The 14,978-nt window shown below is 59.3% G+C and carries 17 protein-coding genes and 1 CRISPR repeat array; of the genes, 12 read left to right on the forward strand and 5 right to left on the reverse strand.

The genetic code is table 11. From position 1 onward, the window contains the following. Nucleotides 1-3: 3 nt before the first annotated feature. The 12 genes from H663_RS29370 (at nt 4) to H663_RS29425 (ending at nt 9,065) form a co-directional block, all read left to right on the forward strand. Complete coding sequence (locus tag H663_RS29370; RefSeq protein WP_053168907.1) at nt 4-327, forward strand: type II toxin-antitoxin system RelE/ParE family toxin; 324 nt, start codon at nt 4-6, stop codon at nt 325-327. Next, complete coding sequence (locus H663_RS29375; protein ID WP_116695848.1) at nt 305-604, forward strand: addiction module antidote protein; 300 nt, start codon at nt 305-307, stop codon at nt 602-604. The genes H663_RS29370 and H663_RS29375 overlap by 23 nt, the downstream gene beginning before the upstream one ends. A 15-nt stretch (nt 605-619) precedes the next feature. After that, on the forward strand, nt 620-1,546 hold the full coding sequence (gene cas1, locus H663_RS29380; protein WP_053168911.1) for a type II CRISPR-associated endonuclease Cas1: 927 nt from the start codon (nt 620-622) through the stop codon (nt 1,544-1,546). A 6-nt stretch (nt 1,547-1,552) separates the two neighbouring features. After that, entirely contained in the window at nt 1,553-1,882 is a 330-nt protein-coding gene (gene cas2 / locus H663_RS29385) for a CRISPR-associated endonuclease Cas2 (RefSeq protein WP_205872710.1), read from the forward strand. 66 nt (nt 1,883-1,948) lie between these two features. Further along, nucleotides 1,949-2,975: direct repeats of the CRISPR family, unit length 37 nt; unit sequence AGTCTAGTCGATTGGGAAATGCGCTCTGACCGGAACT. A gap of 73 nt (nt 2,976-3,048) precedes the next feature. Continuing rightward, nucleotides 3,049-3,303, forward strand: a complete 255-nt coding sequence (locus H663_RS29390; protein WP_053168915.1) for a type II toxin-antitoxin system Phd/YefM family antitoxin — start codon at nt 3,049-3,051, stop codon at nt 3,301-3,303. After that, a complete protein-coding gene (locus H663_RS29395; protein WP_053168917.1) occupies nt 3,300-3,719 on the forward strand; it encodes a type II toxin-antitoxin system VapC family toxin in 420 nt (139 codons plus the stop codon). Before H663_RS29390 ends, H663_RS29395 begins: the two co-directional genes overlap by 4 nt. A gap of 28 nt (nt 3,720-3,747) precedes the next feature. Continuing rightward, nucleotides 3,748-5,835 carry an ATP-dependent helicase gene (locus H663_RS29400; protein WP_053168919.1) on the forward strand — a complete coding sequence of 696 codons (2,088 nt, stop codon included), beginning with the start codon at nt 3,748-3,750 and terminating at the stop codon, nt 5,833-5,835. Continuing rightward, nucleotides 5,832-6,254 (forward strand): hypothetical protein, encoded by a 423-nt coding sequence (locus H663_RS29405; RefSeq protein ID WP_053168921.1) that lies wholly within the window; start codon nt 5,832-5,834, stop codon nt 6,252-6,254. Before H663_RS29400 ends, H663_RS29405 begins: the two co-directional genes overlap by 4 nt. 324 nt (nt 6,255-6,578) lie before the next feature. Beyond that, nucleotides 6,579-7,244: an energy transducer TonB gene (locus H663_RS29410; RefSeq protein ID WP_053168923.1), complete on the forward strand. Its 666-nt coding sequence runs from the start codon at nt 6,579-6,581 to the stop codon at nt 7,242-7,244. Nucleotides 7,245-7,303: 59 nt separating this feature from the next. After that, nucleotides 7,304-8,152, forward strand: a complete 849-nt coding sequence (locus H663_RS29415) for a MotA/TolQ/ExbB proton channel family protein (RefSeq protein WP_053168925.1) — start codon at nt 7,304-7,306, stop codon at nt 8,150-8,152. 55 nt (nt 8,153-8,207) lie between these two features. Next, entirely contained in the window at nt 8,208-8,624 is a 417-nt protein-coding gene (locus tag H663_RS29420) for an ExbD/TolR family protein (protein ID WP_053168927.1), read from the forward strand. Nucleotides 8,625-8,636: 12 nt separating this feature from the next. Further along, the gene (locus H663_RS29425) at nt 8,637-9,065 is read left to right on the forward strand and encodes an ExbD/TolR family protein (RefSeq protein ID WP_053168929.1); all 429 of its coding nucleotides are present in this window, start codon (nt 8,637-8,639) and stop codon (nt 9,063-9,065) included. 71 nt (nt 9,066-9,136) lie between these two features. Here H663_RS29425 and H663_RS29430 read toward each other — a convergent pair whose 3' ends face one another. From H663_RS29430 to H663_RS29450, 5 genes are all read right to left on the reverse strand, one after another. Further along, complete coding sequence (locus tag H663_RS29430; RefSeq protein ID WP_053168931.1) at nt 9,137-10,123, reverse strand: tripartite tricarboxylate transporter substrate-binding protein; 987 nt, start codon at nt 10,121-10,123, stop codon at nt 9,137-9,139. 126 nt (nt 10,124-10,249) lie between these two features. After that, nucleotides 10,250-11,506 (reverse strand): phenylacetate--CoA ligase family protein, encoded by a 1,257-nt coding sequence (locus H663_RS29435; RefSeq protein WP_053168933.1) that lies wholly within the window; start codon nt 11,504-11,506, stop codon nt 10,250-10,252. A 54-nt stretch (nt 11,507-11,560) separates the two neighbouring features. After that, entirely contained in the window at nt 11,561-12,370 is an 810-nt protein-coding gene (locus H663_RS29440) for an ABC transporter ATP-binding protein (protein WP_053168935.1), read from the reverse strand. Nucleotides 12,371-12,504: 134 nt separating this feature from the next. Next, the gene (locus H663_RS29445; RefSeq protein ID WP_053168937.1) at nt 12,505-13,842 is read right to left on the reverse strand and encodes an ABC transporter substrate-binding protein; all 1,338 of its coding nucleotides are present in this window, start codon (nt 13,840-13,842) and stop codon (nt 12,505-12,507) included. 55 nt (nt 13,843-13,897) lie between these two features. Beyond that, nucleotides 13,898-14,974 (reverse strand): branched-chain amino acid ABC transporter permease, encoded by a 1,077-nt coding sequence (locus H663_RS29450; RefSeq protein WP_053168939.1) that lies wholly within the window; start codon nt 14,972-14,974, stop codon nt 13,898-13,900. Between the last annotated feature and the right edge of the window lie 4 nt (nt 14,975-14,978).

The following is a 14,978-nucleotide window of genomic DNA, read 5'->3' on the forward strand; positions in this document are numbered from 1 at the left end:
TAGATGGATACAATCAACCCATTCCGCCTTGCCGAAACTGCCGTCTTCAGTCGCTGGCTGGGTGGTTTGAAAGACCATCGCGCCAAAGCCGCCATCGTTTTTCGCCTCCGTCAGGTGGCGGCAGGGCACTGGGGTGATGTCAAAAGCGTGGGCGGTGGCGTGTCTGAACTGCGTTGGCACATCGGCCCCGGCTATCGGGTCTACTTCACCCGCCGCGGCCAGCAGATTGTGTTGCTGCTCGCAGGGGGTGATAAATCCAGCCAGACCCAAGACATCGCCAAAGCCCAGAAACTTGCCAAGGAGCATCCCAATGAGCAAAACCACTGAATTTGACCCGGCCAGTTACCTGGACAGCGAAGAGGTGATTGCCGAATACCTCAACCTTGCCCTGGCCAGCGGCGACACCGACTTGCTGCTGGCCGCCATCGGTGACGTGGCCAAAGCCCGTGGAATGGCCCAAATTGCACGCGATACCGGGCTGGGCCGTGAAAGCCTCTACAAAGCCCTGAGTGCCGGTGCCAAACCCCGCTTTGACACCGTATTCAAAGTTTTGCAGGCCCTGGGCGTGCAAATGCAGGCGCACCCTGTGCCGCAGCAGCCCTGACCTGCAGCGTGCACCATGCTGGGCCGCATCGTCGAAGTCTCCAACGACAAGCGGCACTTGTCGGTTTACCGGGGTTTCATGCTGGTGCACAGCACAGGCGAAGACCGGCAAGAAGTGGGGCGTGTGCCGCTTGATGACATCGCCGCCCTGATCGCCAACGCGCACGGACTGAGTTACACCAACAACCTCTTGGTGGCGCTGGCCGAAAGGGGTGCCCCCTTTGTGCTGTGCGCGGCCAACCACAACGTGGTGGGCATGCTCTGGCCCATGGAGGGGCACCACCAGCAGGCCCATCGGTTCGAAGCACAAATTGCCTGCAAAGCGCCCCTGCGCAAACAGTTGTGGGCCGCCATCGTCAAGGCCAAGCTGCTCAACCAAGCGGCGGTGTTGCAAGCCATGGGCGCCACGCCCGCGCCCGTGCAGGCACTGGCCAAGCAAGTGCGCAGCGGTGACCCCGACAACCTGGAAGCCCAAGGTGCGCGCAAATACTGGGGCTTGCTCATGGGCCCTTTGTTTCGCCGTGACCAGCAAGCCGACGGAGCCAACGCCTTGCTCAACTACGGCTACACCGTTTTGCGTGCGGCCACTGCGCGTGCAGTGGTGGCTGCTGGCTTGCACCCCAGCTTGGGTTTGCACCACAGCCACGACAACAACGCCATGCGGCTGGTGGACGACCTGATGGAGCCGTTTCGCCCGGTGATCGATCTGACCGTCTGGCAGATGCAGTTTCTGGGGCCTTGCCATGTCAACGCCGACACCAAGCGCACTTTGGTGCAATGCCTTTACCAAGACCTGGCCACCGACGCGGGCCGTACCCCCGTTTTGGTCGCAGTGCAAAAACTGGCCACCTCGCTGGCGCAAGTCTTGCTGGGTGAGCGCAAAACCCTTGACTTGCCTGTGCCGGGTGTGCCCCTGCCCAAGGCATCAGACCCGGATGATTGAAACCCCATGCTCAGCGGATACCGATTGATGTGGATGCTGGTGATGTTTGACTTGCCCGTGGTCGAAGCCGCAGAGCGTGCCGCAGCTAATCGTTTCAGGCTGAGTTTGCTGGACATGGGGTTTTCGCGGGCACAGCTCAGTGTCTACATGCGGTTTTGCACCAGCCATGCGCAGGTGCAAACCTACTGCAAACAAGTGGAAGCTGCTTTACCCAAAGGTGGCCAGGTCAATGTCTTGCAACTGACCGACAAACAGTACGAACGGATCATCAGTTTTCAGGGCAGGCGCAAAGAGCCCGCTAAAAAAACACCCGATCAGTTCGATTTGTTTGGGTAGAACGGCAATTTTGAAGAGACTGAAATCCAAGAAAGTCTTTGTGAAACAAGGACTTATCCTGGATCAAGTCTAGTCGATTGGGAAATGCGCTCTGACCGGAACATGTTGGCTTGGTCTTTGGCCTCAGCAATCAGTCTAGTCGATTGGGAAATGCGCTCTGACCGGAACTCGATGATGGTGGTGAATGCACTGCCCCAGAGTCTAGTCGATTGGGAAATGCGCTCTGACCGGAACTCTGATGAAGGGTGCCCCGTGTCGCTGGACAGTCTAGTCGATTGGGAAATGCGCTCTGACCGGAACTGTTGTTCCTTAGCCAGCCGATTGACCTGCAGTCTAGTCGATTGGGAAATGCGCTCTGACCGGAACTAGTGGTCGGCAATCCCGTGATGACGTTTGAGTCTAGTCGATTGGGAAATGCGCTCTGACCGGAACTGTCACGCGAAACGGCATCACGCTGGCCTCAGTCTAGTCGATTGGGAAATGCGCTCTGACCGGAACTTGTTTCGCTGCACTGCGATGACGGGTAAGAGTCTAGTCGATTGGGAAATGCGCTCTGACCGGAACTCTGGCGCGGTGGGGCTGGGTGCGGTGGCTAGTCTAGTCGATTGGGAAATGCGCTCTGACCGGAACTAGTTGCCGCTGGCAGGGTCTGTGGTGCCGAGTCTAGTCGATTGGGAAATGCGCTCTGACCGGAACAGCATCTGGGTCAGTGACCTTGAGCGAGCCAGTCTAGTCGATTGGGAAATGCGCTCTGACCGGAACTCACGACGTGCTCAGCGTCATCGAAGTCTTAGTCTAGTCGATTGGGAAATGCGCTCTGACCGGAACTGTATATAGCCGCCATTTCCGAATTGCTTAAGTCTAGTCGATTGGGAAATGCGCTCTGACCGGAACTCACGACGTGCTCAGCGTCATCGAAGTCTTAGTCTAGTCGATTGGGAAATGCGCTCTGACCGGAACCAGTTGGAATAGTTGTCAGACACGTAGCTGAGTCTAGTCGATTGGGAAATGCGCTCTGACCGGAACGTCTTCAATCCACTCAGCCACGGCGGCTTGAGTCTAGTCGATTGGGAAATGCGCTCTGACCGAAATTCAGCTTGACCGCATGAACTAGTCTATTGAACTGGTCTATAATCACTTTCCCACTTCTCCGGAAACCGTTCACCATGACGATCCAAACCATAGGCGCTTATGAGGCCAAGACCCACTTGCCGCAGTTTTTGCGTCAGGTGCAGGCCGGGCAAACATTTGACATCTCGGTGCGGGGTGTGACCGTCGCACGGTTAACGCCCGTCGATGCGCCGGACCAACAACGCGCCGAGGCGGTGGCCAAAATGCGCGCGTTCACCCGCCAGCAACAGGACAGTGGTGCAGGCACCGATTTGGATTTGGCCTCACTGATTGGCGAAGGCCGAGCATGAGCTTCGTGCTCGACAACTCGGTGGCCATGCTGTGGTTGCTGCCCCAAAGCAACCCTGCAGGCCTTGAATTGGCGCAGCAAGTGCTGGACCGCTTGCAAGACACTGGGGCCCAGGTGCCTTCACTTTGGCACTTGGAGGCGGCCAATGTGATGGCCAAAACCCTGCGTCTGGGCAAGATCACCCAAGCCCAAGCCTCGACGTTTGTGGCTTTGCTCGAAGCATTGGACATTGGCACCGATGGCGAAACCAGCCTTCGGGCCTTGCACGACACCCTCGATTTGGCCCGCCGCTACAACCTGAGCGCCTACGATGCGGCTTACTTGGAACTGGCCCTGAGAAAAGGCCTGCCACTGGCCACCTTGGACATGCAACTGTGTGCGGCGGCACAGCAAGCTGGCGTCCCTCTCCTGTGCTGATCTGACCGCACTTAACCACTCGATAGCCATGTCTGCCGGACTCAACAAAGCCCAACTCGAAGCCGTGAACTACGTCTCTGGCCCTTGCCTGGTGTTGGCCGGGGCGGGTTCGGGCAAAACGCGGGTGATCACGCACAAAATTGGGCGCCTGATCGATGCCGGGCTGGAGCCCAAGCGCATTGCGGCCATCACCTTCACCAACAAGGCAGCCGCTGAAATGCGCGAGCGCGCCAAAGAGCTGATTGGCCGCCCGGCCAAGGATGTGACGGTCTGCACCTTCCACGCGCTTGGCGTGCGCATCATGCGCGAGGACGGGCAGGTGCTGGGCCTCAAACCACAGTTCAGCATCATGGATGCGGACGATGTGACCAGCATCTTGAAGGACTGCGGCGGCACCACCGATGCGGCCACTGCACGGCAGTGGCAATGGACCATCAGCCTCTGGAAAAACATGGGCCTGAACGCGGAGCAGGCCGCAGCGCAAGCGCCCGACGACAACGCCCGAGTGATCGCCCGCATCATGGCCATGTATGAAGAGCGTTTGCTCGCCTACCAAAGTGTGGACTTTGACGACCTGATCGGCATGCCACTCAAACTGCTGGCCGAGTTTCCCGAGGTGCGCGAGCGCTGGCAGGCCAAGATGGGCCATGTGCTGGTGGACGAATACCAAGACACCAACGCCACCCAATACGAGGTGCTCAAGCACCTGGTGGGCGAGCGCGGCCGCTTCACGGCGGTGGGCGACGATGACCAGTCGATTTATGGTTGGCGCGGCGCGACGCTGGACAACCTCAAGCGTTTGCCGGTGGATTTTCCGCAGCTCAAAGTGATCAAGCTGGAGCAAAACTACCGCTCCACCAGCGCCATCTTGCGGGCGGCCAACAATGTGATCCAGCCCAACCCCAAGCTGTTTCCCAAAACCCTGTTTTCGGAATTGGGTGAAGGCGAGCCAGTGCGCGTGGTGGACGCCGTGAACGAAGAACACGAAGCGGATCGGGCCATTGCCCGCATCCAGTCGATACGCGGCGGTCAGGTCAACCCGTCTAAGCACCGCGAGTTCAAGGACTTTGCCATCCTCTACCGCGCCAACCACATGGCCCGACCGTTTGAGCAGGCACTGCGCCGCGCCAACATTCCCTACAAGGTGTCGGGCGGGCAGAGCTTTTTTGACAAGGCCGAAATCAAGGACCTGTGCGCCTGGTTTCGCCTGTGGATCAACAACGACGACGACCCGGCGTTTTTGCGTTCCATCACCAGCCCCAAACGCGGCATTGGCCATCAGACCTTGGGCCAGCTGGGCACCTTTGCCACGCAATACAAACTCAGCCTGTTCGAGGCGCTGTTTGCAGGCAGTCTGCCCAGCGCAGTGAATGCACGCGCGGTGGCGGGACTGCACGAATTTGGCCGCTACATCAATGACCTGGAGCACCGCGCCCGCCTCACCTTGGGCAAAACGGATGCACTGGCCTTTTTGCTCGAATGGCTCAAAGAGATCGGCTACGAGCAGCACCTGTACGACGGCGAGGACAACGAGAAAGTGGCCGCAGCTCGCTGGACCAATGTGCTGGAGTTTTGCGACTGGATGGCCGGGCGCTGCGGCGGCGAGATCGAAGACGCCACGGGTGCCCAGGCCAAAGAAGTCAAAAACCTGCTGGATGTGGCGCAGACCATCTCGCTGATCTCCACCTTGAGCGAGCGCGAGAAAGACCAGAACGTGGTCACCCTGTCAACCCTGCACGCCTCCAAGGGCCTGGAGTGGCCGCATGTGACGCTGGTGGGCGTGAACGAGGGCCTGCTGCCCTTCAAGCTGGGAGACGACGACGAACATTCCGGCAAGGCCGATGGCCCGATGAGCGAAGGCATTTTGCTGCGCCTGCAGGAGGAGCGCCGCCTGATGTACGTGGGCATCACCCGCGCCCAGCGCAGCCTGGCCGTGAGCTGGACCAAGCGGCGCAAAAAAGGCCGCGAAATGGTGGCCGCACTGCCCAGCCGCTTCATTGCCGAAATGAAGCTCGATGAAAACACCGTGCGCGAAGACCCCCGCGAAAAGCTCAAGGCCCTGCGCGCCGAATTTGCCAAAAGGGCCGCCGATGCGGCCGCAGAGGCCAAGCCATGACCCTGTTTCAGACCGTCCAAATCAGCGCCACCCTGAGTGCCTTGTTTTGCGCAGGCGTCAGCCTGGCGGCGTCCCCTTGCCCCGAACCACGCGCCCTGCAAGCCGAACACCTGCACGGGCAATGGACTGCTCAGGTCACAGGGCAGCCGCGCATCTGGTTTTTGCAATTGGGGCCACACCCTGAACACACAGGCAGCTTGCGCGGCGAAATCAACACCGGCAGCCAACGCTTGCCCGTGGTGGCCGACTTGGACGACGGCGACTTCACCCTCGAAGAATCACAGGACGGCCAGCGCATCTCGGCCACCTGGCTGGGCACAGTCCAAGCAGGCAGCTGCGGCCAAAGCCTGTCCGGGCAACGTCAAACGGCACAGGGCGAAGCCACACCCTTTGTGATGCGGCGCAATCAGCCGCGTTGATGACGATTGATACGGCCCCGTGATGTTTGATTTTTTGTACTGCTGGATGTCGAGTTTGGGGAAGATGGGTGGGAGCTTGCCCTGCAAGCGAATAGCCTGCGGGCCACCAGCGTTTGATCGCCAGCAGGGCTGGCTCCTACGGTGCGCTCCTTTGGCACACACAGTGCAGACTTCATCAGGCCGAATGGATCGGCAAACGCCTCTGTAAACGGCAGCCCTTTACGCATCAAATGTCTTGCACCCAAGAATTGGACACGATGCTTCACTACAATTTTGCAATTGCGCACCCTGCATGTGCGAATACCCCCCCGGAGACCCCTGACCATGGACGATTACGCCAGTCGGCAAAGACAGCCCACCAAGCACCTGCTGGGTCTGGGACTGGTGCTGGTGCTGCACTTGCTGCTGTTTTGGGCCATCAATACAGGCTTGGCCCAGTCATTTGTGAAGAAAATCAAAGGGCCTGTGCAAGCCATTTTGCTGGAAGAAACCAAGCCGGACATTCCTCCGCCACCGCCGCCCCCACCAGCGCCCCCACCGGCAGCGCCGCCCCAAAATTTACCCCCGCCTACACCTCAGGCCTATGTGCCACCCGCAGATGTGCCCCTGGTCAATGCCGCGCCTGCGGCCAACGCCATTGCAGCCGTGTCGGCCACACCCCAGCCGCCCGCACCACCGGCCCCGAGTGCGCCTGCGGTCACGTCAGCCCCTGTGCGCACATCGGCTGTGGTCAATTCGGCCAACTGCGAAAAACCCGATTACCCCAGCGCCTCGCGCCGCATGGAAGAAGAAGGCACTGTGAGCCTGCGCTTTCTGGTGGGGGTCGACGGCAAAGTGGTGCAGTCAGAAATCGAAAAATCTTCGGGCTTCAAGCGCCTGGATGAAGCCGCGCGTGCCGGCTTGTCCAAGTGCGCTTTCAAACCAGCCACCGTAGACGGCAAGCCCGAGCAGGCCTGGGCCAGCATGAAATACACCTGGCGCCTGGAATGACCCCCCAAAGGCCCCAGCCGCATCACTTGTTCAAACCTATTTCCCAGGAGCAAAGCAATATGTTCAAACGACTCAAACAATTTCTCTGGTGCGCGGGTCTTGTAGCCAGCGTGCTGACTGCTGATCTGAGCCTGGCCGCTAAACCTAAAGAGGCGTCTGCCGCTGCCCCGGCCGCCAGCACCGCACCAGCCGACATGGCCCCGGCTGCGGCCACAACGGTGCCGCCCATCACGCCCACTGAATCTGTCGTTGAAGAAAACCCTTACGGCCTAGCCGCCTTGTGGGCGCAAGGCGACTTTGTGGCCAAAAGCACGCTGCTGATCCTGGTGATCATGAGCATGGGTTCCTGGTATGTCATCTTCACCAAGTTCGCCGAGCAGTCCAAACTCCACAAGCAAGCGGCTGCAGCCCAACAAACGTTCTGGAGCGCCAGCACCGTGGCCCAAGGCAAGGACACCTTGGCACCAGACTCGGCGTTTCGCTTCATTGCAGAAAAAGGCCTGGAAGGCGCGTCCAAGCACACGGGTTTGCTCGGCGCAGTCGACCTCAACGAGTGGATCACCATGAGCATCCAACGCGCCATGGGCCATGTGCAAAACCGCATGCAAGATGGTCTGGCGGTGCTGGCCACGGTGGGGTCGACCGCACCTTTCGTAGGCCTGTTTGGCACCGTGTGGGGCATCTACCACGCGCTGGTCAAAATCGGCATGTCGGGTCAGGCGTCGATCGACAAGGTCGCAGGCCCCGTGGGTGAAGCCCTGATCATGACCGCCATCGGCTTGGCCGTGGCCGTGCCTGCGGTGCTGGGTTACAACTTCCTGGTACGCCGCAACAAGGCCGTGATGGAACAAGTCAACGCCTTTGGCGCTGACTTGCACGCTGTGCTGCTCGGCTCGGCCAAGAAGTAAATCCCATCGCTTTGGCAGTGGCAGCACCGGCCAAGGAATCACAGGAGAAGCCAACATGGCCATGAACGTAGGCGAAACCGATGACGAGATCATCAGCACCATCAACACCACCCCACTGGTGGACGTGATGTTGGTGCTGCTCATCATCTTTTTGATCACGATCCCCGTGGTGACCACCTCCATCAAGGTGGACTTGCCCAAAGAACAGAACGTGGTGCGCGAGACCAAGCCCGAAAACGTGATCATCTCGGTGGACAAGACAGGAGGCATCTACCTCTACGACACCAAGATCAAGAACAGCACGGACTTGTTCGAACGCATGAGAAAGTTCTCGGCCATGAAGCCTCAACCCGAAGTGCAGATCCGGGGCGACGGCCAAAGTGATTTCGAGTCGGTGGGCCGGGTGATGTACGCGGTGCAACGCGCAGGCATCACCAAGGTCGGCTTCATCACCGAGCCGTCTGGCCACTGACAGGAGCAAGACATGGCAATGAAGGTAGGAACGAGTTCCAGCGACGAGCCGGAAGTCATGATCGACATGAACACCACGCCGCTGATTGACGTGATGCTGGTGCTGCTGATCATGTTGATCATCACCATCCCGGCGCAGTTGCACTCGGTGAATCTGGACATGCCAGTGCCCACGAATGCGCCCAAGAAGGTCGACCCAGTGGTGATCAAGATCGATGTGGACGCGGGCAGCGTGATCCACTGGAACGGAAAACCATTGACCAGTCGTGCAGAGCTGCAAGCCAAGTTGACTGAAGCAGCCGCGCAGCAACCTCAACCGGAGCTGCACATCCGCTCACACGCCAAGGCGAAATACGAAGCCACTGCCGCCGTGATGGCCAACGCACAGCGCATCGGGCTGAGCAAGCTGGGCATCGTGGGGACTGAGCAGTTTGCGAACTGACAGGCACAATCCACGCACAACAAAAAAGCCGCATGAAGCGGCTTTTTTGTGGGTGGAAAATTGACCGCAGATCAGTCGGCGTATTTACCCGCTGCGTCCACCGCAGCCTTGATCTTGATCATCTCGGCGGCCACAAACTTCTTGTGCTCAGCCGGGTCGGAACGCTTGTCCGTCACCACCAAAGCGCCCAAGCTTTCGTTCTTCTTGATGAATTCAGGATCTTTCAGGGCTTTTTTCAGGGCATCGTTCAGCGTTTTGGTGATCGCTGCGGGCGTGCCTTTGGGGGCGTACAAACCGTGCCAAATGGTCAGATCGAAGTTCTTCATGCCCATCTCTTGCAAGCTGGGGTAGTACTTGAGCACAGGGTGAGTGGACAAAGGCTTGGCGGTGGTGACAGCAAAAGCCTTGACACGACCGCCTTCAATCTGGCTGGTGGTGTTGGTGGTCTGGTCGCACATCACATCGACCTGGCCGCCGATCAGGGCGGTCATGGCGGGGGCGGTGCCGCCAAACGGTATGGTGGTCATCGCGTCTTTGGACTGCAGGTTGGACTGCCACAGCAGGCCGCAAATGTGTGAAGCGGACCCCAAACCAGCGTGCGCAATGTTCAGCTTGCCCGCGTTGGCGCGGATGTAGTTTTCAAAGTCGCGGTAGGTGTTGGCGGGCAGCTGGGGCTTGCCGATCAGGGTCATGGGCACGTCGTTGATCATGCCCAGGAACTCGAAGTCTTCCAGCGTTTTGTAACCGAGCTTGCGGTAAAGCGCGGGGGTCGCAGCCATGCCAATGTGGTGCAACAACACGGTGTGACCATCGGGTGCGGCTTTGGCCACTTTGGTGGCACCAATGGTGCCGCCCGCGCCAGCAGCGTTTTCAACCACAAAATTGCTGCCCGGAATTTGCTTGCGCATGGCTTCAGCCAAGTCGCGTGCGACGCGGTCTGTAGGGCCACCTGCGGTGAACGGCACCACGATAGACACAGGCTTGTTGCCGGGGTACGTTTGGGCTTGTGCCCCTGCGGAAACAGCGGCCAGTGTGGCCAGGGCAATCCATTGCTTCATTGAAACACTCCTAGAAATTAACTGAACAGTTTAAAACTTCAACAGTGTCACGAAATCACGGAAACTACTTATCCACAAAGCTTTGCATGCCCTTGATTTCATGAAGGATATATACCGCCAGACCACTCACTGGTAGCTGCGGGCGTCCTCGATGACCTTGCCATCGTTGGCCAGACTGCCCTGCGCCACCAGATGCACTTCGCCACGCAATTTGGTCACGTCGCGCACCGCATCGGCCACGCGGGTTTTGAGGCCTTCGTCGTCCAGCAAGCCGGTCTCGACGTGCAGCGCCATCTGGTCGTTGGCCATCTCGCCGCTCACCACCAGGCGCGCCTTGCTCACTTCGGGGAAGCGCTTGACGATCTCGGCCACCTGTCCGGGATGAACAAACATGCCCCGGATCTTGGTGGTCTGGTCAGCCCGGCCCATCCAGCCTTTGATGCGCTGGCCTGTGCGACCCGTGGGGCACTGGCCCGGCAGGATGGCCGACAAATCGCCCGTGCCAAAACGGATCAAGGGGTAGTCGGGGTTGAGACTGGTCACGACCAGTTCGCCCACCTCGCCCTCGGGCACGGGGTCACCGGTGCCAGGGCGCACGATCTCGACGATCACGCCTTCGTCCAGCACCAGGCCTTCCCGGGCCGATGTTTCGTAAGCGATCAGACCCAAATCGGCCGTGGCATAGCACTGGTAACCGGTCACACCACGCGCGGCCATCCAGTCACGCAAGCTGGGCGGAAAAGCTTCACCCGAGACCAGCGCCTTGCGCACCGTGGGCAAGGCCACGCCCATCTCGGCGGCTTTTTCGAGGATGATTTTCAAGAAGCTGGGCGTGCCGATGTAGCCTGCAGGCTGCAGTTCACTCATGGCACCCACTTGCTGCTCGGTCTGGCCTGTGCCACCCGGAAACACGGTGCAGCCCAGGGCATGGGCACCGGTTTCCATCATGGAGCCTGCAGGCGTGAAGTGGTAGCTGAAGCTGTTGTGAATCAGCTCGCCCGGGCGAAAACCCGCCGCAAACATGGCCCTGGCCATGCGCCAGTAATCGGCGCGTGTGCCTTCGGGTTCGTAAATGGTGCCGGGACTGGCAAACACACGGGTCATGCCTGGGCCAAAACCCATGGCGCTGAACCCGCCAAACACATTGCCGCCCGAGGCACGCGCAGCTTTTTGACGCTCCAGCAATTCGTATTTGCGGATCACCGGCAATTGGGCCAGTGCGGCGCGGCTGTTCACGCTGGCTGCATCCACGTCCTGGAGCAAGTCGGCAAACGCCGGTGCATGGGCCTTGGCATGCGCGATCTGCGCGGGCAAAGCGGCCATCAAAGCCGCTTCACGGACTTCAGGTGCACGCGTTTCCAGGGCATCAAAGTGCTGGGACATGGGTTTCTTTCTGAGGTACTGCGTTGAGAAAGCAAGGGGGTGAAAGCCTGCGCTTCAAGCCAGCCAGCGCTTGCGGCGCTTGTAGCTTTTGACGTCCTTGAAGCTCTTGCGCTCACCGCCGCCCATGCCCAAGTAAAACTCTTTCACGTCTTCGTTGGTGCGCAGGTCTTCAGCCGCGCCGTCCATCACGATGCGACCTGACTCCATGATGTAACCGTAATCCGAATACTTGAGGGCCATGTTGGTGTTCTGCTCAGCGATCAGGAAGGTGACCTTTTCCTTCTCGTTCAGGTCTTTCACGATGTTGAACACCTCTTCCACGATTTGCGGAGCCAGACCCATCGAAGGCTCATCGAGCAACATCACGCTGGGGTTGGTCATCAAGGCGCGGCCAATGGCGCACATTTGCTGCTCGCCGCCCGATGTGTAGGCCGCTTGCGAAGTGCGACGGGTTTTCAGGCGCGGAAAATAGGTGTAGACCTTGTCCAGGTTGGCCGCGATCTCGCCCTTGTTGGTGCGGGTGTAGCTGCCGGTCATCAGGTTGTCTTCGATGGTCAGGTGTGCAAAGCAGTGCCGCCCTTCCATGACCTGCACCACGCCCCGGTTGACCAGGTCGGCGGGCGTGAGGTTTTCGATGCGCTCACCGCGCAGTTCAATGCTGCCCTTGGTCACCTCGCCCCGCTCGCCTTGCAGCAAATTGGAGATGGCCCGCAGTGTGGTGGTCTTGCCCGCGCCATTGCCACCCAGCAAAGACACGATGCCTTGTTCGGGCACCTGCAGGGACACGCCCTTGAGCACCAGGATGACGTGGTTGTAAATGACTTCGATGCCATTGACATTCAGAACAATGTTTTTGTCGCTCATGGACTGTGCCTTTTCAAATTCTGGGGTTCAAGCCAAATGAAACCGCTGCACGCAAGGGTTTCATGTGGCATCTGCCGCTGGCGCAAGCCCTCGGCAGATGCAGCCCGCCGCTTGCGCAGCGGGCTGGTCACCGATCAGGACTGGCAATCCGCAGGGGTGCGGCGTGTGATCTTCTTCTCGGCGGCGTACTTGTCGGCAGCGGCCTTCACCATGGGCTTGATGATTTGCTCATCAGCCTGCATCCAGTCGCTGCTGAATTGCCACTTGGTGCCGTCCCATGTGTGGATACGGGCCCAGTTGGCACCCATGTGGTCCGCACACGAGGTGGAGATGGGACGCAACACACCCTTGAAGCCCAGGGCATCGAGCTTGGGCTGGGTCAGGTTCAGGTTTTCATAACCCCAGCGTGCTTGCTCGCCGGTCATGACTTTGCCCTTGCCGTATTTCTCTTGGGCTTGGCGCACGCCTTCAACCGCGAACATGGCGCTGAACAAGCCGCGCATGTACAGCACTTCACCCACTTCGTCTTTGGGGCCTGTGCCTTGGTTCTTGGCGTGCAACTTCTCCAGCACTTCCTTCACGATCGCAGAGCCCTTTTCGGTGCCGTGCTGCATGGTGATGGCGTTGTAGCCCTTGGCGCCCATGCCGATGTCTTTGACGTCAGGCTCGGCACCGGCCCACCACACGCCCCAGATGTTTTCACGGGGGTAGCCAGTGGCTTGCGCTTCCTTGAGCAAGGTGGAGTTCATCACGCCCCAGCCCCAGTTGACCACGTAGTCAGGGCGGTCACGGCGAATTTGCAACCAAGTGGACTTTTGCTCCACGCCGGGGTGAGTCACAGGCAACAAGCTCAGCTTGAAGCCGTGCATGGCGGCGCGCTCTTGCAAGATCGGGATGGCTTCTTTGCCAAACGGGCTGTCGTGGTAGACCAAGGCGATGTGCTTGCCCTTGAGCTTGTCGACGCCACCGGCCTTCTTGCCGATGTCCTGGATGATCACGTCACCGGCCACCCAGTAAGTGCCTGCCAAGGGAAAGTTCCACTTGAACACGCCGCCGTCAGCCGACTCGCTGCGGCCGTAGCCTGCAGTGATCAAGGGGATCTTGTCGCCAGGGGCTTTTTCGGTCAGGGCAAAAGTGATGCCGGTGGACAGGGGCTGGAACACGGTCGCGCCGCCGTTCTTGCCCTTCAGGCGCTCATAGCACTCCACGCCACGGTCAGTGGCGTAGCCGGTTTCACACTCTTCAAAGCTGAGCTTGACGCCGTTGATGCCGCCACGCGCATTGACCAGCTTGAGGTAGTCGACATAGCCGTTGGCAAAGGGCACGCCGTTGGGGGCGTAAGCGCCGGTGCGGTAGACCAGCACGGGGAAAAACTGCTCTTTGGTTTGGGCTGTGGCCACGGTGCTGACCAGCGCACTGGCAAGACCGGCAGCCGCCACCGTGGTGGCAAGGACGAGTTGACGAAGCTTCATGGTTTGTCTCCTGTTAAAAAAGTTGGAAGCACTGGGAAAAACACGTTGAAAAACATCAATGCGGAAAGGGCCACAGACGCAACTTCTGCTTGGCAACCGACCAGAGCTTGGCCAGGCCATGCGGCTCGACGATCAGGAACCACACGATCAGGGCACCGAAGATCATGAACTCGGTGTGCGAGACGGCTGCCGTCGAGATGTTCACACCCACCAGGTCACCCGCCCAAGGCAGGAACTGGTTGAGGAAAATCGGCAAGATCACGATGAACGCGGCACCAAAGAAGCTGCCCATGATGGAGCCCATGCCGCCAATGATGACCATGAACAAGAGCTGAAAGGAACGGTCAATCGAGAAAGCCGCTGGCTCCCATGACCCCAAGTGCACAAAGCCCCACAGCCCACCTGCCACACCGACAATGAATGAGCTCACGGCAAAAGCGCTGAGCTTGGCGTACATGGGGCGTATGCCGATCACGGCAGCGGCCACGTCCATGTCGCGAATGGCCATCCACTCGCGGCCAATGGCGCTGCGCACCAGATTTTTGGCCAGCAAGCCAAACACCACCAGGAAGATCAGGCAGAAGATGTACTTTTGCAATGGCGTGTCAATCGGCAAACCAAACACATTCAGGTTGGACACCGAGACCGAGCCCGAAGCGTTGTTGTTGGTGAACCAACCCACGCGCAGGAAGGCCCAGTCGCAAAAGAACTGCGCGGCCAAAGTCGCCACCGCCAAGTACAAGCCCTTGACGCGCAAACTCGGGATGCCAAAGAACATGCCCACCAAGGTGGCAAAAAAGCCCCCGGCCAGCAGCGCCACGATCAGGGGCATGCCCTCAATGCGGATGTAGGTGTTGTAGGCCATGTAGGCCCCCACCGCCATGAAAGCGCCCGAACCCAGCGAGATCTGACCGCAATAACCCACCAAAATATTCACCCCCAAAGCCGCCAAAGACAGGATCAGGAAGGGGATCAGGATGGCGCGAAAAATGTATTCGTCTGCCAAAAAGGGCACGCCCACAAAAGCAAAGGCGATCAGCGCCAGGATGGCCCAGCGGTCTTGCGCAATCGCAAAGATCTGCTGGTCTTTGCGGTAAGAGGTCTTGAACTGACCGTTTTCTCTGTAAAACATGCTG

The organism is Limnohabitans planktonicus II-D5, from assembly GCF_001270065.2.
GTDB classification, from domain to species: Bacteria; Pseudomonadota; Gammaproteobacteria; order Burkholderiales; family Burkholderiaceae_C; genus Limnohabitans_A; species Limnohabitans_A planktonicus.